At 59.8% G+C, this 19,371-nt stretch carries 12 protein-coding genes; all 12 read right to left on the bottom strand.

Annotated elements, in window-relative coordinates; genetic code table 11:
* Positions 1-170: 170 nt before the first annotated feature.
* The 12 genes from HWX74_RS16980 to pheA all read right to left on the bottom strand — a co-directional run bounded on the left by HWX74_RS16980 (position 171) and on the right by pheA (position 19,227).
* Positions 171-3,083, bottom strand: a complete 2,913-nt coding sequence (locus HWX74_RS16980) for a hypothetical protein (protein ID WP_176014779.1) — start codon at positions 3,081-3,083, stop codon at positions 171-173.
* A gap of 46 nt (positions 3,084-3,129) precedes the next feature.
* Positions 3,130-3,795 carry a type II secretion system protein gene (locus tag HWX74_RS16985; RefSeq protein ID WP_176014780.1) on the bottom strand — a complete coding sequence of 222 codons (666 nt, stop codon included), beginning with the start codon at positions 3,793-3,795 and terminating at the stop codon, positions 3,130-3,132.
* 28 nt (positions 3,796-3,823) lie between these two features.
* The gene (locus HWX74_RS16990; RefSeq protein ID WP_176014781.1) at positions 3,824-4,849 is read right to left on the bottom strand and encodes a LacI family DNA-binding transcriptional regulator; all 1,026 of its coding nucleotides are present in this window, start codon (positions 4,847-4,849) and stop codon (positions 3,824-3,826) included.
* 265 nt (positions 4,850-5,114) lie between these two features.
* Positions 5,115-6,278 carry an iron-containing alcohol dehydrogenase gene (locus HWX74_RS16995; RefSeq protein WP_176014782.1) on the bottom strand — a complete coding sequence of 388 codons (1,164 nt, stop codon included), beginning with the start codon at positions 6,276-6,278 and terminating at the stop codon, positions 5,115-5,117.
* A 2-nt stretch (positions 6,279-6,280) separates the two neighbouring features.
* Entirely contained in the window at positions 6,281-7,207 is a 927-nt protein-coding gene (locus HWX74_RS17000; protein ID WP_176014783.1) for a glycyl-radical enzyme activating protein, read from the bottom strand.
* Positions 7,204-9,255, bottom strand: a complete 2,052-nt coding sequence (locus HWX74_RS17005; RefSeq protein WP_176014784.1) for a pyruvate formate lyase family protein — start codon at positions 9,253-9,255, stop codon at positions 7,204-7,206. The genes HWX74_RS17000 and HWX74_RS17005 overlap by 4 nt, the downstream gene beginning before the upstream one ends.
* A 2-nt stretch (positions 9,256-9,257) precedes the next feature.
* Positions 9,258-10,070, bottom strand: coding sequence for an IclR family transcriptional regulator (locus tag HWX74_RS17010; protein WP_176014785.1), 813 nt, complete (start codon positions 10,068-10,070; stop codon positions 9,258-9,260).
* A gap of 244 nt (positions 10,071-10,314) precedes the next feature.
* Positions 10,315-12,354, bottom strand: a complete 2,040-nt coding sequence (locus tag HWX74_RS17015; RefSeq protein ID WP_176014786.1) for a hypothetical protein — start codon at positions 12,352-12,354, stop codon at positions 10,315-10,317.
* Positions 12,355-12,357: 3 nt separating this feature from the next.
* A complete protein-coding gene (locus HWX74_RS17020; RefSeq protein WP_176014787.1) occupies positions 12,358-14,595 on the bottom strand; it encodes a hypothetical protein in 2,238 nt (745 codons plus the stop codon).
* 30 nt (positions 14,596-14,625) lie between these two features.
* Positions 14,626-16,941, bottom strand: a complete 2,316-nt coding sequence (locus HWX74_RS17025) for a hypothetical protein (RefSeq protein WP_176014788.1) — start codon at positions 16,939-16,941, stop codon at positions 14,626-14,628.
* Between the two features lie 141 nt (positions 16,942-17,082).
* A complete protein-coding gene (gene aroE / locus HWX74_RS17030) occupies positions 17,083-17,952 on the bottom strand; it encodes a shikimate dehydrogenase (RefSeq protein ID WP_176014789.1) in 870 nt (289 codons plus the stop codon).
* A gap of 174 nt (positions 17,953-18,126) precedes the next feature.
* Positions 18,127-19,227, bottom strand: a complete 1,101-nt coding sequence (gene pheA / locus HWX74_RS17035) for a prephenate dehydratase (RefSeq protein ID WP_176014790.1) — start codon at positions 19,225-19,227, stop codon at positions 18,127-18,129.
* Between the last annotated feature and the right edge of the window lie 144 nt (positions 19,228-19,371).

The following is a 19,371-nucleotide window of genomic DNA, read 5'->3' on the forward strand; positions in this document are numbered from 1 at the left end:
GCTGATCCTTACGCAACTGTTACTTTAGAATAAGGATAATATGCCGCCAGCGGCGGAAAAGTCAAGTCATCAATTGCCGGAAGAGCCGAATCCGGTCCGGGAAGAAAGAGAAAAATAGGACGCCCCGCCGAATGGCCGGCGGGGTGTCGTGACTGGACTGGGCGGCGTTTTCAACGGTTGAATTGCATTTCGGCCAGCAGCCGATGCAGCACTTGCCGCATGGCGTCGTAATGACCGGAGACCGCCCAGCGGCAGGCCTGTTCATAATCATCCCGCCAGGTCCGGCGCCGTTCCGGGTCGAGCTGCAGACCGTATTCCACCGTCGACAGCAGCGCCAGATCTTCGGTCAGATAATCCAGAATTTGCCGCCGCGGCGCTGCCACCGGCCCCTGCGGACCGGGAAACACCATGTACCAGGCATTTTCTTCCATATCCTTCATCCAGTGGGCGTACATGAAGTAGTTTATGCTGTCGGCGCCGGCGGCGTAAGCCGCCATCGTCTGGCGGCGGATGTCGAACCACAAGTCGAGCGTGTCATACCAGGTGGGACCGCAACTGCGCAGCGTAATCCACAACGGTTTGCGTTTCGGCGTGTTGATTTCGGCGACGGTATTGCTGACGTCGCGTTCCAGCCCGGCGACTGCAGCGTAATAGGGATCGTAGTTGAACACATCGCTTTTCAGGTGATCGCGCCAGCTGGCCCGTGACGTGAACCAGGTGGTGATCAGGTTGATTTTGAGATCTTCCGGCACATACCGTTCGGCAGTATCGTAAAGCAGGTTGGCCAGCCGATAGCCGAGCGGCAGTTCTCCGCTGGCCGGATCGGGTTCGCCCTGCGGCACTTCGTCGGTCAGGTACCAGCCCGTCAGCAGCGGATGGCGACGGTATTGTTCCAGCACCGGTTTGAGCAATTGTTCGGCCAGCTCCGGCTGCTGCGGCGCGGCGATGTCCCGCAACGAACGGCCCTGCTGGGCTTCCACCAGCCGACCGACCTGATATTCGGAAAGGCTGGCCACCCAGCGGCTGCCGTAACGGGCCATCCGGTTGAGAGCCGCTTCGCGCCAGGCGTCCATTTCCGGACTGCCCCAGACGCCGTAGATCAGGTAATCGAGTCCCGACATACCGAGATCGCGCCACAATTTCGGCCATTGGTCGGCCGGCGTCAACGCCGGCTGCTGCCGCCAGGATTCACTGTACAGGAAGATGCCGGTCGGTATGCTGACGTATCCGTGGATTTCAAGCGGGATGCGTACCAGCTCCCGGCCGGAAGCATCGCGGCCGGAGAGCACGCCGCGGCTGACGCCCAACGGCAAATCGTCTGTTGCGCCGATCAGGAAACGGCGCCAGACCTGCTCGTCCTCATTGTCCGGATCGAGTTGACGGGTTGAGGCGGCTACCGCCGCATCGCTCAATTGCGCAGCCCCCGGCGCCCCCGGCGCGGTGAACAACGCGAAACCGTCGGCGTCGAGTTGCCAGGTGGCGATGTCCGCCACCGCCGCCGCTTGTTCCAGTTCCAGCGGCTGCGGCAGCAGCGGAAAGAATTGATCGGTGCCCCGCTCTTTCCATAATTTTTTGATCGTCAGGCGGCGTGTCGCAGAAGATGTCGGAATTACCCGGAGCGTATCGCCGGCAAACGTGATTTCCCGCATGACGCCCGGGCTCATGCCGGTGATACCGAGCCGCGGCCGGATGACGAAACGGCCTTCGACCCGGTAGCTGCCGTCTTTGACCAGCGCCGTCACGTTCGGCAGTTCCGGCAGGTCGAAGGCGACCGTTTCCGCCACCCGTCTGCCGTCGGCTGTTTCATAGGCGTCGAAGGTCCAGGTGGCCAACCGGCCGTCCCGGGCAAAACCGGTCAATTCGAGCGTGCCGTCCGAATGGACGACCAGCCGGCCGGTTGGGCCGACGGCTAGTTCCACCGTATCGGCAAAATACTGGGCCGGCGCCGCGGCAAAATCCGACTGCGGATAACCTTTTTCATGATCGATTTTGAACGGCAGCGCCGCCATCGGCCATAGCCGCGGGCTCAGCCGCAGGACCGGCGCGCTCCAGGTGGCCTGTTCCAAACCGGCCCAGGTGTGGTGCCAAGCCGGGTCGAAAATTTCCAGAAAGCTCAGCGACGGAACGCCGTCTTCGACGCCGGCGATCAATCGCAGGACCGGCGTGGTCACCTCGACGGCGCTGCCGTCGGCCGGAATCCGGATCTGGAGCGGGCCGTCGGCAACGGCGGACCCGGGCGGGGAAAGCAAATGTACCGCCTGGACCTGGAAGTCCGGTTTGACGACTGCGGCATGCGGTCGGTAACGGCTGGTCCGGCCGGGAGTGAGGTCGACGGCGCCTTCACCGGCCAGCCAGTGAATGGCATTCAGCAGCAATTGCTTTTCCGCTCCGGTGGCCGGTGCCGGTTTATCGTCATCGCCTAGGCCGGGCAGGGCGCCGTAAAGGACGACCCGCCCGGTTCCGAACCCGCCGGCCGCCAGCACGCAGTTGCCGCCGTAGAATTTGGCCCAGCGCGATTGCGTTCCCAGAAAGGCATGCGCTTTGAACTCGTGATAATCGGTGACGTCGTCGACCAATGCCGCATCGTCGCTGACCGGGTAGAGGACGGCGTGATCGGTGTATTGCTGCAGAAATTCCGCCGGCAATCCCCGGGTGACCGGATGGTCTTTTACGATGCCGAGTTTGCGTGAGCTGACTGTACTGCTTACCGAACCGGGCGCCGGCGAGGCGATTTCCGGGAAACTGCCCTGGGCGGAAGCCGCATAAATCACCCGTCCCGAACCGGCGGCGTCGTGGGTCAACAGTACCCCGAGCCCGTCGGCAACCGCTTCTCGCAGCATCGTTTTCTGCTCGAACGGGTAGTCATGGGAAATCAGCAGTACCTGGTGCTGTCGCAGAATCTCGGGCGACAGTGCGCCGATTTTGTCGACTTTCAAACCGGGTTGATCCTGCAGGGTCTGATAGAGTCCTTCGCTGCCGGTGGTGCAGCCTGGAATATCCAGGATGCCGACCGAAATGTCCGCCTTCGCCTGCCATAGGCCGGCCAGCAGCAGGGCGGCTGTCAATATCATTTTCCAACTCATGCGTGAATCCTCAAAATATCGTCGTCAGTTGCCGCGCGGGGGCGCTTCAGAATTCGCTGTAATCGAACCAGCGGTAGCCGTCGGTGTCCGGAAAACCCGGATCGTAACCGTTCTCCGGATTGGGCGCCGGGGTGACCCGGTCCTTCAGCATGGAACGCATCGCGGAGACATGCCCGTCGGAAAAGGTGTAGTTGGCATTTTGACCGTGCGGTGCGAGCCAGGAACCCCAGCAGTAATTATACCACGTGGATTCGGCCAGGAGAACCTGCTTGCTGGGACGTTTGAACTGGGAAAATTTGGAGACGCGGGGTTGCCAGGTGTCGTCGCTTTCGTCCAGGAAACGGAGCGGCGCAATCCAGGGTGCATTACCGTTGTCGCCGACCGACCGGGCCGGACAGCCGTGGGTGGCGAAGAAGCTGGCATGATCGACGCCGTCGCTATTGTTCCACCATTTGGCTGCCAGATAATTGGCCATGCGATCCGGCCAGAAGGTTTCGTTGGCATCCCAGCCCGGTCCGAGGGCGACGTCATCGTAATCATTGCCGTACATGAACCAGGCGAGACCCAGTTGTTTGGAGTTGTTGATGCATTTGATGTTTGTCGCCGCCGCTTTGGCCTTGGACAATGCCGGGAGCAGCATGCTGGCAAGAATGGCGATGATGGCGATGACGACCAGAAGTTCTATTAATGTGAAAATTTTCCGCCGTTTCATGTGAGTTCCTCCGTAGTTTTGTGTTTTTCTATATTGAATTCCGAACCATCAACTTGGTCTTCACATTGACCTGCCGGGCGATATAGTCCCTTTCGGCATCTTTAATTGAATCCAGCAGCATGCGGACTGCCTGCCGCGCCACAATTTCGCTGCTCTCGTCGATCGACGACAGGGTCGGCGCCAGGCATTCGCAGATGTCGTCGTTGTCGTTGCCCACCAGCGACAGTTGCCGGGGCACCTCCAGTCCGGCCAGGTGCAATTCGCTCAACAAGGCGATCGCGTAGGAATCGTTGTGGGCGATCAGGCCGTCCAACCGGGCCGGGAGCACAAAATCGTCGACCAGCTTGACGGCCTGGCGGCGGATCTGCACGGCGTCGGCACTGCTGGGAATCCGATAAATCAGTTCTTCCAGCTCGTATTCCGCCGCCGTCTCCCGGTAGGCGTTCAGGCGCTGCCTTACGCTGGAAAAGCCGGCGGAATCGGTCACCAGGCCGATCCGCCGCCGGCCGCGTTCCCATAACGTTCTGACCGCCTCGCGGATTCCGGCTTCTCGGTCGAGCAGGACATAACTGGCGTCCTTGAGCTTGGGGCGGCCGATGAAAATCGTCCGGGCATCCGGTCTGAAATAGGCGGAGAGATCGGCGTTGGCGTCGCCGTACTCGTGGGCCATGATGATGACGCCGTCGACACCGTGCTGGCAGAACATCTGGTAACTGTCGCGCAGATTTTCCAGGTTGTTGTGCCCTTCGCCGATCATCAGCCGGTAACCGCGTTCATTGGCTTCGCGTTCAATCCAGCGCAATGCCCGGAAAACAGTGACGGGCGCTTCGCTGTCGATCAAAACGCCAAGGATCCGGGTAGACTGGCCGGCCAAGGCCCGGGCGTTGATATTCGGCTGGTAATTCAACCGTTCGGCGATTGCGCGGATGGCGGCGGCTCGTTCCTGGCTGACCCGGATGTTCCGTCCGGAGCCGGACAGAACACGGGCGACGGTGGTAATCGAAACCCCGGCCTCTTTGGCAACATCGCTTAAGCGGGTTCGCGGTGACATCATTGCTTTGATTGATCCTTTGATAAAGCGTTAAACCTTGTTTTCAGTTGTAATTATAGCAAAAAAAATCTTTCTTGTCAAGAGGTAACGACAGAAAAAGCGAAATTTTTTTGAAAAAATAGTTTAATTTTAGGTTTAACGCTTTATCAAGAGGCGCGAAGCTATTCCGGAAGTGGCGGAGAAGGGTGCCCGGCGAAAACAAAAACGGCCTCCGGTGATTGCCGACACCGGAGGCCGTCGCAAAATTGAAACCGGGAAAACGGCCGGTTCAACGATAAGAACGCTGCAGGATGCCGATGACCTCATCGCGGTTCAAGGCAACCGGATCGAGTTCGAAAAGACCGCCCATCGTCTCTCTGGCATTGTCGGCGATGGTCGGAAGTTCCACCGCGCTGACGCCGTATTCGGAAAGCTTCACCGGATAAATGCCGCACTCCTTCTGCATCTGGACGAGCGCCTCGACGAATTTGGCCGGCGTGGCATTGGCAATCCGCATTGCTTCCGCCATTTTGACGAAACGCTCCGGCGCTTTGTCGGCGAAGAATTTGAAATATTCCTCGCTGACCGCCGCCAGGGCGGCGCCGTGCGGCAGGTTCTGGTGATAGGCGCCGAGGGCGTGCGCGATGGAGTGCTCGGAAATGCAGCAGGAGGTCGACTCCACCATGCCGGAGAGCGTATTGGCCAGCGCCACGTCGGTTCTGGCCGCCAGATCGGCGCCGTTTTTGACGGCGGCCGGCAGCGAACGGGCGAGCAGGGCGATGCTTTGCAGCGCAAAAGCGTCGCTGACCGGCGTGGCGATGTTGGCCAGATAACCTTCCGCGGCATGGAAGAAAGCGTCGAAGCCCTGGAAGGCGGTCAAACGGGGCGGAACGGTAGTCATCAATTCAGGATCGACGATGGAGAGAACCGGGTAGGTGAGATCGCAGCCGAAACCGATCTTTTCGTTGGTTTCCTCCTTGGTGATCACGGTCCACGGGTCGGCTTCGGTGCCGGTGCCGGCGGTCGTCGTGATGGCGACGATCGGCAGTGCGCCGTTCGGAATCGGCAACGCCCTGCCGCTGCCGCCGGAAACATAATCCCAGTAATCGCCGGGATTTTTGGCCATGATGGCGATCGCCTTGGCCGAGTCGATGGAACTGCCGCCGCCGAGACCGATGACGAAATCGCAATTCTCCCGGCGGGCGAGCGCCGCCCCTTCCATGACGTGCGACAGAATCGGATTGGGCAGGATTTTGTCGAAGACGGCATGGCCGCAATGATTTTCGGTCAGCAGCGCCTGGACCCGTTCCAGGTAACCGTTGGCTTTCATCGATTTGCCGGCGGTGATGACGATCAGGGCCTTCCGGCCGGGCAGCGGCGTGGAGGCCAGCTCGTTGAGTTTGCCGGCGCCGAAAAGAACCTTGGTCGGGATGAAATAAGTAAACGAATCCATTTTTAACTTCTCCTTACTGTGAGATTGGTGTGTTGTTGCATGAATTGCAGCCAGCCTTCCACCGTTTCCGCTTCGGCGAATTCGGTGAGCGGCAGCCGGCTGGTTTTGCCCAGCCGGGCGTTCTTGCCGATGCCGAGCGGGTGATAGGGTTCGAGATGGATCTCCCGGACATTCCGCAGCGAATCGGCCAGCCGGGTGATTGCCAGCAGATGAGCCGCTTCATCGTTGACGCCGGGAATCAGCGGGCAGCGCAGAATGCTTTGTCCGCCGGCCGCGTCGATCTTTCGCAGGTTGTCGAGGATCAGCGTATTGGGCGCTCCGGTGAATTCCCGGTGCCGGTCGCTGTCGGTTGCCTTGATGTCATAGAGAAACAGGTCGATGTACGGCAGCATCCGTTCGAACTGTCGCCACGGCGCATAGCCGCAGGTTTCCAGGCAGATATGCAGTCCGGCCGTCTTGGCTTTCGGCAGCAGGTCGCAGAGAAAATCGAATTGCGCCAGCGGTTCGCCGCCCGACAGCGTCAGGCCGCCACCGGAATTGTCGTAAAAAATTTTGTCTTTCAACACCTCCTGCAATACCTCGTCGGCGGTCATCTCCCGGCCGACCAGCTCCAGCGCGCCGGCATGGCACTGCTCCGTGCATTTGCCGCAGCGGCTGCAGCCGGTCCGGTCGAATCGGTGACCGTCGGCCGTCAGTTGATGGCAATGATTCGGACAAGCCTGGAAACACCAGCCGCAGCCGATGCATTTTTCCGGTGTGAAAAAGATTTCCCTGGCCCGGTGTTGCGACTCCGGATTGTGACACCAGAGGCAGCGCAGCGGACAGCCTTTCAAAAAAACCGTGGTCCGGATGCCGGGACCATCGTGAATGGCGAATTTTTCAATGTCGAAAATCGTTCCGGTGATCATTGTTTCCCTCGATTCAGTCATAAACCGGCGTATTCGCTGCGCTGCAGCACTTCCTGCTGCATGCCGGGCGACAACCGGGTGAAGTAATCGGTATAGCCGCCGATCCGGACGACCAGGTCGGCGTACTCCTCCGGCCGTTCGATCGCCCGGCGCAGGGTAGCGTCGTCCACCGCGTTGATCTGGGTCTGGAAGCCGCCGCCTTCGAGAAAGACATCGATCAGCGCCAGCAGTTTGTTTCTTTCCGCCCTGCCGGCCAGCAGCGAACGGGGAAATTTCAGATTGAAGGCGGAACCGCCGAGCAGAAAACGGTGGTCCCAGCTGCAGACCGAATGCACTGCGGCGGTCGGCCCGGACTTCTCCCGCCCCTGGGCCGGACCGGCACCGTCGGCGAACGGGGCGCCGGTTGGCCGGCCATCCGGCGTGGCGCCGGTGACCGCGCCGAGCCGCTGGTGCATTTCCCAGCAGAACAGGCCGGGAAGATAAGGCGAATCGTCGGGCGACATGCGCTGACCGGCACATTCCCGGCGGAGAAAATCGATCAACGGCGGAATCAGCGCATCGGCCTCCGGATCATTCCAGCCGTATTTCGGATAATGGTTCAAAAATTTCAACCGCAGATTTTCCCGTCCGGCAAAATTCCGTTCCAGCAGCGCGGTCAGTTCGGACAGCGACAAGTTGCGGCGCCGGAATACCTCCTCCCGGATGACGACCATCGAATCCACCCAGTTGGCGAGTCCGACGAAGGAACACTCTACCCAGTTGTAGCGGGCCCCGCCGCATTCGATATCCAGGCCGCGCGTTAGGCAGTCGCGGGTGAAAACGCTTTGCAGGGGACGGCGCCAATGCTCCCGGCGATATTGCCGGAGACGGTTCTGTTCGGCGGCGCCGTCACGGATGGCCCGGCCGAGCAGGCGGTAGAATTGCCGCTCCAGCGCTTCGAAACTGTCGCAGGGGTGTTTCAGCGCTTCGAGCAGAATGCCGCAGAGGTTGTAATAAGGCGAGGCGACCCAGACATTCGACGCGCCGCACGGCGTGATTTCGACACAGGTGGAGTTGATGTATTCGCCGGTTTCGGCCTCCGGCACGCCGTAATACGCCATGCTTTCCCGGAGAAGCCGGTCGTTGAAAAACGCGGGATTGGGCAATCCTTCGGCGATGAGGTCGACGGCCAGTTGTTTGAGGTCTGGCGGGGTTGCGTCGGTGACGCAGAGCCCCACCGATGGATAGACCAGCCGGGAAAGCCGCAGCGCCTCCAGCGCCGCATACGAAAGCGGGTTGACCGTCCCGCCGTCGATCATCACCGCATAAGCCAGGCCGGCCGGACAGGTGGCGTTGATATAAAGATAGAGCAGGGCGAAATACTCGACGGCATGCGAATAAGTGAGAAGACCATTTTTCACGTCGTTTTCGTAAAATTGCGCCAGCCGCCGGTCGAGCCGGCCGGGACCGAGCAAACTGGCGCTGTCGCCGAGCTGAACGGCGAACATGACGAACCAGATCAGTTGGAGCGCCTCCTGAAAGGTTTCCGGCGGCTGGCGGGCGATTTTTCGGCAGAGGGCGGCAACCGGCCGGTTTCCGCCGGTTTCCGCGGTGTCGGCGGCGCGGGAGATCATCGCGCCGAACGCTTCCAGGACCAGGGTGAAACTGCCGCAGGTTTCCCGGACGGCGCCGTCCGACGCGGCGATTTTGCCCCGAAGCTCCGCCAGCAGCCCGGCGATGCCCTTTTGAAAAAGCCCGGTGTAATCCGGCTCGGCGTGTCCGGTTTGGCCGGCGCTGCGGCAATCGCGCAGCGGGCTGTGTTCTTTCAGGAAGGTTCGAGCCGCCTCCAGTTCGTCCGGCGAACGGTTCGGCCTGATCGGCCGGCCGATCAGCAATTCGTCCGGTTCGACCGTGAACCGGACGCTTTGCAGCCGGGCGGCGCACCGTTTGGCCCACAATGCCGCCGGCGGCTCGGACGCTTTGCACTCCTTCAGCGCTTCCATTTCGGCGCAGGGATCGAATTCATCCCAGAGACAGCAGAGCGTCCGCTGTTGCCGGGCGATAAGGCGGCGCAACGCTTCGAAATCCATTTTTATGATTCCTTTCCACTTTCCCGGGCGGCGAGCGGCAAGCTGGCTTCCGGCTCGTACCCGAGGCTGGCTGAAATGGCGGACGCGCACTCCAGCACCCAGTGTTTCATCGTTTCCTCCTCCTGCGGTTTCATCCGGCTGGAAAGAGCGGAAATGCCGATACCGGCGATTACCCGGCCGGTGGCGTCGAAGACTGGGCTGCCGATGCAGAAGGAGCCGTTGACGTATTCGTTGTGCTCGGTGGCGATCCGGGTCTTCCGGATGACGGCCAATTCCTCTCTGATCGCGCTCGGCGACGTGACGGTAAACGGCGTCAATTGCTTCAACGGCGCTTTCAGCAGTTTTTTCAGCGTCTCCTTGTCGAGGAAGGCCATGACGGCTTTGCCGAATGCATTGGCGTGGTAAAAGAGACGGGCGCCGGGATTGACCATCAAATAATAGTCGCTCGGCGGCGAAATGACATCGACCGACAGCATCCGGTTGCCGTCCGGAATCTGCAGTTGACAGGTTTCGCCGGTCTGTTCGGCGAGCCGGCGCAGGAACGGGCGGGCTTTGAAACGCAGTTCGAACCGGTTGTGCAGCTTCATTCCCAGCGAAAACAGTTTGGCGCCCAGTTCGTATTTGCCGGACTCGTTTTTTATCGCATAGCCGTTTTCGGCCAACACGTTCAGGACGCGGAAGACGATGTTTTTGCCGTCGCGGATAGCCGAACTCAATTCGGAAACCCCCCAACTGCCGGGGTGGTCCGCCATGAATTCGAGCAATTTCAACATCGTTTCCGCCGCCGGGGCCTGGTATTTCTTTTCTTGCTGCATATTGTGATTTTCTGTTTTTTATATAAATCTTTGTTTTATGCAAAATATCGTCAAAATGCCGGAAAAGCAAGAACGGATTCCAACAAAAATTACTTTTTCGGGGCGCGAACCATCCCTTGATTGAAGAATGTGACGGTGACGAATGGAAAAATCACGACGTCCGGGCGAAGCGGCCGTTCGCGATGAACCCGCCGGACAGAGCATAACCGGCGCCGATTTTGTTTTCAGCACTTTGGGGCGATTGTCACAAAACGGCCGCCATGAATTCAATGATATTGCCGTACGGCTGCCGCAGCCGGCTGTACACCTGGTATCCGGAGAAGCTGGAAGAACCGGTACCGTCCGTTGCGGGGAGCTGCCAGGAACCGCTCCGGTAGAAAAGCGGCCGGTCGTCCGCCGGGTCCAGCGGCACTTCCGGCAGGTAATCGGGCGACAGTTCTTCCAGCGTTGCCGGCAGCCGGCCCTGTTGCCGGCGGAACAACTCGGCCGCGAACGCGGCGCGGGCGGTCTGCAGCCAACCGCGGGCCGATAACCAGGTTTCCTGCAGGCGGAATCTCGACAGACCGAGCGGCTCCAGACCCTCCCGGGGACGGCGCAGCAGCGGCTGGCGGAATTGGCTCCAGTTCTCCTGTTCCGCCGCTTGCAGCAATTCGGCCAGGGTGTGGAACGCCTGGCCCCAGGCCGGCTTGCGCCCGGCGGCGAAGGGCGAATAGGGCGAGAAAGGCAACGTTTGCTGCGCCTGGAGCCCGGCCTGCTGCAATGCCGCGGCCAGCAGTCGCCGGCTGGCCTGTTCGCTGCGGGTCAGCCGGTCCAGGCAATCCGTCAGTTGTTCCTCCGTCCAGCCGTTGAATGCATGGGTCCGAATGTCGTCGGCGAGCAATGGCAAGGTATGATTCAACAGTTCCCAGCCGGCCAGCAGATTTTCCAGCGTCGGGTTGGCCTGCAAATGATCCAGCAGCCGCCAGCGTTCGTCCAGCAATTCCTGCCACTGCTGCCGGTTGCCGCCGGCGCCGGCCCGCAGCAGCAGAAAACGGTTCCAGCGTTCGAAGGTCCGGACCAGGTCGGCAATTTGTCCGGTCGCAAACGACCATTCCCCGCCGAGCAGGAAATGCTGCAATTCCGCCAGCTCGCCGGCATTCAACCGCCCGTATGTTTCATAATTCCGTACCGCTTCCGCCGTCAGCGACACATTGGCCAACAGGTAAGGCAGTTTGGCAGCGGCGGTCTGCCAGGCGGGATCTTCCTGTTGCCGCCGGATGGTTTCGAGTTCTTCGGCCGGAACTGTCGGCAGCGTTTGATAACGTTCCTGCCATTCCGCCAGGGAGAACGGCACGGCTTGCCGGAAACGGTTCAAGCCGGCATTCAACTGCCAGGTGCCGTAGCCGTAGACGGCCAGCAGCGCCAGCAGCGCGGGAACCAGCAGGATGCCGGCAATCCACCGCCAGGCCCGTTTCAGGCGGTGGCGGGAGTGGAAGCGCAACTGCCGCAGCAAGGCCGCATCGGCCTCCGGCAGGTTGCCGAGGCTTCTGGTGCTTTGGTTAAGGCTTTCCCGCAGTCTTTTGACGGCCAGCCGGGCCGGCAAATCGACCGCCAGCGGCCACAGGGCGGTCGCGACCGGCAGAAAGAGCAATGCCACCAGCCGGAGTCCGAGTTGATCGTGAAAACTCCAGTGGCGGTAGAATTCCAGGTACAACGATACATAAGCCGCGTAACAGCCGAGCAGGTCGCAGGCGCAATAGCACAGATTGGTCACCGCCGACACCTCGGGACCCAGGCTTTTGAGCGGACTGACCAGAATTTTAAAGTTCCAGAGGTTGCGCCAGACCGGAATCTGCCAGATGGCGATGCGCCAGAATGGCGACAGCCGCCAGCGTTCCGGAGGCAGCATCTGCCAGATGCGGTAGAACAGCATCGCGACGAAATACCAGCAGGCCAGCAGCGCTGCCGCCGCGCCGCCGCCGAGCAGAAACCGGGGGGCAAGCCAGGTGCTCAGAGCATTGATCGGAAGCGTTCTCACCGTCTGGAGCAACAACAGCGAAATCAACAGCAGGGCGAAGGCGATCAGGAAGCCCCAGCGGTTGATTTGGATCTGGCTGAACATGCGATATTGCCAACGGTTCAATTCCGGCAGCAGGGTGCCGCCGAGCCGGCTTTGCGTCAACGGGATGGCCCGGTCGGAACCTTCTTCGCGGAGCGACGCGTCCGGAGGCAATTCTCCGGTGCAGAGCCGTTCGAAAATTTCCGCTTCCGTCCAGGGACCGTTTCCATTGCAAAAATAGCGCATCGCTCAATTCTCCGTCGGCACGTTTACCGAGAAAGTGATTTCTCCGAAATTCCGGTTGCTGAAGTCGTCGTCGTCGCCGACGCTGGAGATTTCGAAGCCTTTGATTTTATTCAGTTCCGTCGTATAGTTGTAAGCCGCTTCGGCGTAACCCTGGCTGGTCGCGGTCGATTTGACGACCAGCCGTTCATATTCGGTCATTTCCTCGAACGGTTTGTCGATGACCGGAGGCGCTTCCCGCCGGGCGATGACCGGTATTTCGATTTCCAGCACGCCGGTCTTGTACCGCAGCGGCCGGCCGTTGAAAGGATCCAGCGGGACGGACTCGAGATAGTTCGGCACCAGCTTGTTCAGCCCGGAAGGCAGGTTGCCGTTTTGCCGCCGGAACAGTTCCACCGCCAGCGCCGTCTGGGCGCAACGCTCCAGCGCCGTCGCCTTGGCCGCCTGTTTGATCACTTTGATCAACCGGGTGTAGAGCTGCGAATTGCTGTGGGAACGGTATTTGAGCATGATTTCATCGAGCAGCGGTTTCGCCTGGTAATATTCCAGTCCGGATGCTTCGACCAGCTTGATCATCATATTGATTTCTTCGGCCTGTTTCAATTTGCCCAGCGGGGTGCCGAAGAACAGCACGTATTGGACGATGTCGTAGCGGAACATCCGGTATAAGTCCTGAAACGGCATATCCGGCAGCAGGATGAGGTTGAGCAGTTCCGTTTCCATCACTTTGCCGATCTCCCGGCGCTGGGCGTTTTCATTGGCGGCGATCGTCTTGCTCCAATTGCGCAGCATTTCATCGGGGAAGGCGGCCAATCCCTGGTTGGCCTGAAGTTCCAGCAAGCCGACGCCAGCCGAATCGAGTTCGATTCCCGCTTGAAAACGCGTCGCCACCGGTTCGGCATAACACCAACTGCTCAGCCACATTGCCGTCTGCCAGACATTGGACGCCAGTTCCGGCATTTGATTGTTGAAGGCGATCGCCGCCCAACTGAAATAAAAATAGACCAGCGTCTGGAAGCCCGGCAGATCTTTGGAAGCCATGAAGCGCCCGTGTTCCCAGGCCCGTTCCGCCGGATAACCTTCCGTCGTGAGCAACTGCTTGGGATCGAGCCAATATTGTTGGAATTCATTGAAGAAATTATTCCATTCCTGGGCGATTTCCGCCGGATAGACGGCGGCGTTGTAAATCCGGTAACGGGGGATTGCGCCCGGCAATTGCTGCAGGCGGTTGCAGACATAATTGACATCCGCCTGGTTGAAGGCCGGATAGCGGTTGTACATCTCTTCGCTGGTAACCGCGTAACCCGCCGAACGGGCATTTTCAAGTGCACGCTGATATTGCCGGGAGGCGTGCAGCCAGAAGAGGCTCAGGATGGCCAGCGGCAGAACCACCCCGAACAGGATACAGTAGGTCAATTGGTGGCGCAACCGTTTTTGCAGCCGCTTCTGGCAGTCGAATACCGAGAACAGCCCGTGGCGCGGCACCGAAGCCAGCGCCCCGATCAGTTGGAGATTGCGGTTGCACAAGGCATCCATCGCCAGTTCGTAGAGCAGGAACATCACCAGCCACCAGCTCAGCAGAACGCCGATGCCCAGCAACAGCAGTACCAGCAAATAGGCATTGGCGGTAAAGTTGTCGAGAAAACCGAACGCTTTGAGCACGATCCAACCGATAAACGCCAGGTGCCAGAGACAATAGCCCCATGCCGTGATCCGTGAAGTGTGCGGCGAAAGCGCTTTGATCGGTTTGATCATCACTTTGAAATTCCAGAGTGCTCCCCAGATGGGAATGTACCAGATGATCATATTCCAGAATGGCGAAAGTCTGGAATTGCGCCGCGGCACCAGTTGCCAGATTCTGCCCAGCATCATCGGCTGGAAATACAGCGCGCCGACCGCATAGGCCAGCGTCACCGCCAGCAGAAAGATTTCGCCCGGCGACAGTGCCTGGAAGGAATAATAGCTCCACAGGCCCGACTCGATTACCGGCACGGTCAGAAAGACCGCCAGAATCATCGTGCTGATCGCCCAGCCGACGAAGTTGAAATGAATTTTCTGTTTCAACTGGTTTTGCGCCAGATTGACTTCAAATAACAAAGTGCCCAGTTCACAGCTGTGCAGCGGCACGGCATTTTGGCTGTTTTCCCGGCGCACCATGGATTGAGCGGAAAGGTCGCCGGCCAGCAGCCGGTCAAAGATTTCCAGTTCCGTCCAGGGGCCGCGCTCATCGCAATAATAATGCATAGATCATCTACTCCGCAATCGTAAAAGTTATCACAATATCGAGCCGCCGTTTCGGGCGGCCGTCGATTGTCGTTCTGTTTTCTGGTCGCTTGTGGTCCCGGCCGTGGTCGCCACGGCGAAAACCCGGTAATCTTCTATTTTGACCGGCGACAGGCCGCCGGTGTTGCCGCCTGAACCGCCGCTGAACAAATAAAATCCATCGATCGGCTTGATTTGGTCGTCCAGTTGCCATCGTGACGGCGGCAGCCGTCTGGCCGGCGCCTTGCCGTTTTCGGCAAAACGACGGAAGCGCCGGTGTAAATTGGCCCGCTGCAAGACGACTTTGAATTGACCGGCATAATATTGCAGCGGCTGGCCGCTGAACGGGTCGAGCGGGACGGCCGGCAGAAATTCCGGGACCAGAACATCCAGCGTTGCCGGCAAGCGATGGACTTTCCGCCGGTAACGTTCGACGGCCAGCGACGTGGCGGCCAGCCGGAGGCGGGTGCTCTCCTGGGCGCGTTCCGCCAGCAGGCGCATCATCGATTTTCCCAGGTACTGGGAATGAGGGAAATATATTTTTTCGATCATTGCGGTGTAATTCTGCCGGGCGGCAGTACCGGCGAAATAATCCGCTTCGGCATAAGGGGCCAACTGCAAATGGGCTTCCAGCAGATTGGCGAAGTCGAAATCGGTCCAGCAAATCAGCCGGTCGGCGGGGTAATGCAGCCGCATCCAGCGCGGCAGCTGTTCGCGGTTCATCGCCGTCGGCGAAGTGTTGCATTGGATCGCGTAAAAAATTTCTCCCTGTTGGGCCAGGCCGCAACCGCGCTGCCGTTGCCGGTCCCGCGTTTCCAGGAGTTGCTGCCAGGCGAACAGCGTGGAATCGGAAAAGCGGGCCAGCCAGCCGCCGGCGCCCAGCGCGTGCAGTTGGTTCAACGTTATATTTTCGATTTCCATGCCGATCAACTGAGGCGCCATCCACCAGTCCTCCGTGCCGAAATTGCCCGCCTGCAAAACGGCGGTGAAATCTTGCGCCGCCGACTCGCTGTCACCCTGTTCCAGGGCCAGTCTGGCACGATGATTCAGAATTCCGATCCAGGATTTCAAAATATTTCCATATTCCGTCGCCGAATCGTTGTCGGCCGCCAGCCAGTCACGCCGCACCGGCAGCGGTTCTTCGGCGATCCGGCGGGATACCTGCTGCAGCAAAGTTTCGTGGTCCGCCAGGTAAGTTTCCCATTGTTTTTGCAGTTCCCCGGGAATTTCCGACAGCTTCAGCAGCGGCAGCGGTTGCTGCGACAGCGCCTGGCTGTTCGGCGGCAACTGCCGATACGCTTCCGCGTAAGAGGGATGCTGGCCGGAAGCCTCATAAATCATCTGTTCCAATTCCGGTTCGGTCACCGGACAGGGCAGCGCCCGGCAACGGCGTACCGCCTCCGAAAAATGATGCCGGGAATAGCCCCAACTGCCGGCCAGCAGCAACAGCGGCAGCAGCAGAGCCAGCGCCAGGGCGCCGTAACCTCTTCCGCGCTTGTTCCGGCGCTGCCACGCTTCCCATTGGCGGCATATCTGTCCGCCGGCGGACAGAGGTTTCAGGCCTTCCGGTGCCAGGCGGTTATTGCGCTGCAGCAATGTCCGGCGGGCGAATTGCGAGGTCCGGCCCATCAGCCACAGCAGCAGCAGTTGCTGCAGCGTCGGCAGGCTCAGCAGGATCAGCAATCGGCTGTCCTGCCACTTGAAGCAGGACAGGATGATCAGCGCATACTGCCCGAGTTGCAGCAGCGCGCCGAAACAGTAGCTCCAACTTAAGACGAGCGCCCAACGGCGTGCTTTGGCATCCTGCGGCGGCGCCAGAATCCGCACCGGCTTGATGACTACCCGGAAATTCCAGAAGAAGTTCCAGCCGGGGATGCACCACAGCGCCAGGCGCCAGAACGGCGGAAGAACGCCGGCATCCGGCGGCAGCATTTGCCAGATAATCTGGTAGAAAGCCAGCTTGAAGTACCACCAGCCGATGAAAACCCCGCCTTCGACCAGAACGAACAGCAGCCACCAGCTGCCCGGGTGGAACATGACGGCGATGCCGCGGGCGAAATGGAACAGGATATAGAAATTGAGCGGCCAGAGAATCAGGAAGGCCAGGCCGAATGCCCAGCTCCAGAAATAAGTGCCGAGCCTGCGGAACCAAACCCACTGCAATTGATTGACTGCCGGCAGCAATTCGGCGAGCGCGCCGTCGGCGAGCGGCCGCTCCTCCGGGGCATTTTCGGCCCGGAGCAAACTACGACCGTTCAGGACGCCGCTTTGCAGCAGTCGAAAGATGTCGTGCAATTTCAAATACTGTCGATTCCAGTAATAGCCCATCTGTTACCTGTCGTGCTGTCCGTTCCTGATCATATTAGTATCATGCCGCCGTCAGTTGTCAATCCCTTTTTCCGGTATGACGCTAAAATAAGACGGATTCTTGGTGAAAATTAGGGAGAAGAGCGCCGTTGAAACCCGAATTTATTGCCGATTTCGCCGAATGGCTTCCTCCAGTGCGGCGCGCATCGCCTCAACCGGCGCCGGCTTCCCGGTCCACAGTTCAAATGATCTGGCTCCCTGGTGCAGCAGCATGCCGCGGCCGTCGGCGACCGGAATGCCCCGCCCGGCGGCCGCCCGCTGAAAGGCGGTCGGATGATAAATCGTATCGAAGCAGCGTTTGGCTTCGGCCAGAACCGTTTCGGATAACGGCGGCGGATCGTCCGGCCGCAACCCCAGGCTGGTGGCCTGGATGACCACCTCGGCGGCCGCAACGGCCCGGCGGACCGCCGGCAGATCCGATGCGGCGACGGCATGACAGCGGCAGGAGGGACAGAGGCCGTTCAGGCGTTCGGCCAGATCGGCCGCTCTGGCGATGGAACGGTTGACGATGAAGAGCTCTTTTGCCCGGTGCGTGGCGAAGTAACCGGCCGCCGCCTGGGCCGCTCCGCCGGCGCCGAGAAAGCAGAAGGCATGGCCGGCCACCGGCAACGCAAAGGCGTCCTGCAGCGCCATCGCCAAACCGTATCCGTCGGTGCTGTCGCCGTACAACCGTCCGGAGCGCACGCTGACGGTGTTGACGCTCTGCACTGTTTCCGCCTCCGGCGTGATTTCATCCAGGGCGGCGATGATTTGCCGTTTGTGCGGCACGGTGACGTTGAAGCCGGCCAGGCGGGTTCTGGCATTGGCGGCAAAGTCATTCAATTCTTCCGGCGGGACCGCGCATTTGCCGTACGGCGCGCCAAGTCGGTAATATTCGAACGCGGCATTCTGGAGCTGCGGCGACAACGAGTGCGCCACCGGCCAGCCGATGACCGCATAGTGACATTGCCAAAGGGATGGATCGGGAATCATCTGAACTACCTGTATTTTTTTCGTTAATATATCGTTAAAAAGAGCGGTTGCCAAAAAAAAATGTAAAAAAGTCGTCAAAATTGACGGCTAAATGCCGCCTGTCGGAGACTGTAACATGGAAAAAACTTTGCCGGATGAATCCCGGCCGCTTTCACGCGGCGGAAACGGGTGGAATCAGGCCTGGCTGGAGTTCATATCGACGGCACGCGGATAACTGCCGAGAATTTTGAACACGGAACAGCGCTGCTCCAGTTCCCGGCAGGCCGCCTGAATGGTGCGTTCTGCCCGGTGACCCAGCAGATCGATAAAGAAGCAGTACTCCCAGTTGTTGCTTTTGGCCGGCCGGCTTTCGATCATCGTCAGGGTCAGGCCGGCGGTTTTGAACGGCGCCAGCGAGTCGTATAACGCGCCCGGCCGGTCTTTGACGATGAAACAGAGCGAGGTTTTGTCGTTGCCGGTCGGAGCCGGCTGCTGGCGGCCGAGCATGAGGAAACGGGTCGTGTTGTTGCTGATGTCCTCGATGTTCTCATCCAGAATGCCGACATTGAAAAGCGCCGCCGCCATCGCGCTGGCCAGCGCTGCGGTTCCCGGCGTTTCGGCGACCAGTCGGGCGGAAGCGGTCGTACTGCTCAACGCCATCTGTTCGGCCTGTGGAAAATGCTGCAGCAGATACTGACGGCATTGCCCCAGCACCTGCGGATGGCTGTAGATGGTCTTGATTTCCGAGGGGGCCGAATTGCTCAGGAGGCAGTGATGGATCGGCAGATTGCTTTCGCCGCAGATGTTCAGGTTGGTGCGCATCAGCGTATCGAGGGTATAGTTGACCGCGCCTTCGGTGGAGTTTTCCACCGGTACGCAGCCGTAGTCGGCCCGTTCGCATTCGATGGCATGGAACACTTCGGCGATGCTGCCGGTGACGCAATATTTGACCCCGTGGCCGAACTGATTGATGGCCGCCTGATGGGAAAATGTGCCTTCCGGGCCGAGAAAGGCGACCCGCAACGGCTGTTCCAGCGCCCGGGCGCCGGAAATGATTTCGCGATAAATGGCGTGCAGCGTCGCCGCCGGCAGCGGCCCCGCATTGCATTCGTCGAGTTTGGCCAACAGGGCTTTTTCCCGTTCCGGCACATAAATCGGCAGATTGTGTTCCTGTTTAAGCCGGCCGACCGCTTTGACGAAAGTGTAGCGTTCGTTCAGCAATTCGAGAATCCGGCGGTCAACCCGGTCGATTTCGTTGCGCAACTGACCGAGCGCCTGATCGAGGTTGTCGTTCATAAATTTTATCATCCGTAAAAAAAAAGTTCCTTAAAAATAGACCGGAAGGCGTGGATAATCAAGCGCCGAATTGTGGAAAAAACCGGTCCGTTTCGGTTGAGGGGGTTGAAATTGAGCATTTTTAAGGTAATTTTAAATACGATA

The organism is Victivallis sp. Marseille-Q1083 (genome assembly GCF_903645315.1).
Taxonomy (GTDB): Bacteria; Verrucomicrobiota; Lentisphaeria; order Victivallales; family Victivallaceae; genus UMGS1518.

Coding starts and splice junctions, on each gene's coding strand:
- HWX74_RS16995 (WP_176014782.1), bottom strand. CDS start 6,278: ATGGATTCGTTTACTTATTTCATCCCGACCAAGGTTCTTTTCGGCGCC.
- HWX74_RS17015 (WP_176014786.1), bottom strand. CDS start 12,354: ATGCGCTATTTTTGCAATGGAAACGGTCCCTGGACGGAAGCGGAAATT.
- HWX74_RS17010 (WP_176014785.1), bottom strand. CDS start 10,070: ATGCAGCAAGAAAAGAAATACCAGGCCCCGGCGGCGGAAACGATGTTG.
- HWX74_RS16990 (WP_176014781.1), bottom strand. CDS start 4,849: ATGATGTCACCGCGAACCCGCTTAAGCGATGTTGCCAAAGAGGCCGGG.
- HWX74_RS17020 (WP_176014787.1), bottom strand. CDS start 14,595: ATGCATTATTATTGCGATGAGCGCGGCCCCTGGACGGAACTGGAAATC.
- HWX74_RS17005 (WP_176014784.1), bottom strand. CDS start 9,255: ATGGATTTCGAAGCGTTGCGCCGCCTTATCGCCCGGCAACAGCGGACG.
- HWX74_RS16985 (WP_176014780.1), bottom strand. CDS start 3,795: ATGAAACGGCGGAAAATTTTCACATTAATAGAACTTCTGGTCGTCATC.
- pheA (WP_176014790.1), bottom strand. CDS start 19,227: ATGAACGACAACCTCGATCAGGCGCTCGGTCAGTTGCGCAACGAAATC.
- HWX74_RS17025 (WP_176014788.1), bottom strand. CDS start 16,941: ATGGGCTATTACTGGAATCGACAGTATTTGAAATTGCACGACATCTTT.
- aroE (WP_176014789.1), bottom strand. CDS start 17,952: ATGATTCCCGATCCATCCCTTTGGCAATGTCACTATGCGGTCATCGGC.
- HWX74_RS17000 (WP_176014783.1), bottom strand. CDS start 7,207: ATGACTGAATCGAGGGAAACAATGATCACCGGAACGATTTTCGACATT.
- HWX74_RS16980 (WP_176014779.1), bottom strand. CDS start 3,083: ATGAGTTGGAAAATGATATTGACAGCCGCCCTGCTGCTGGCCGGCCTA.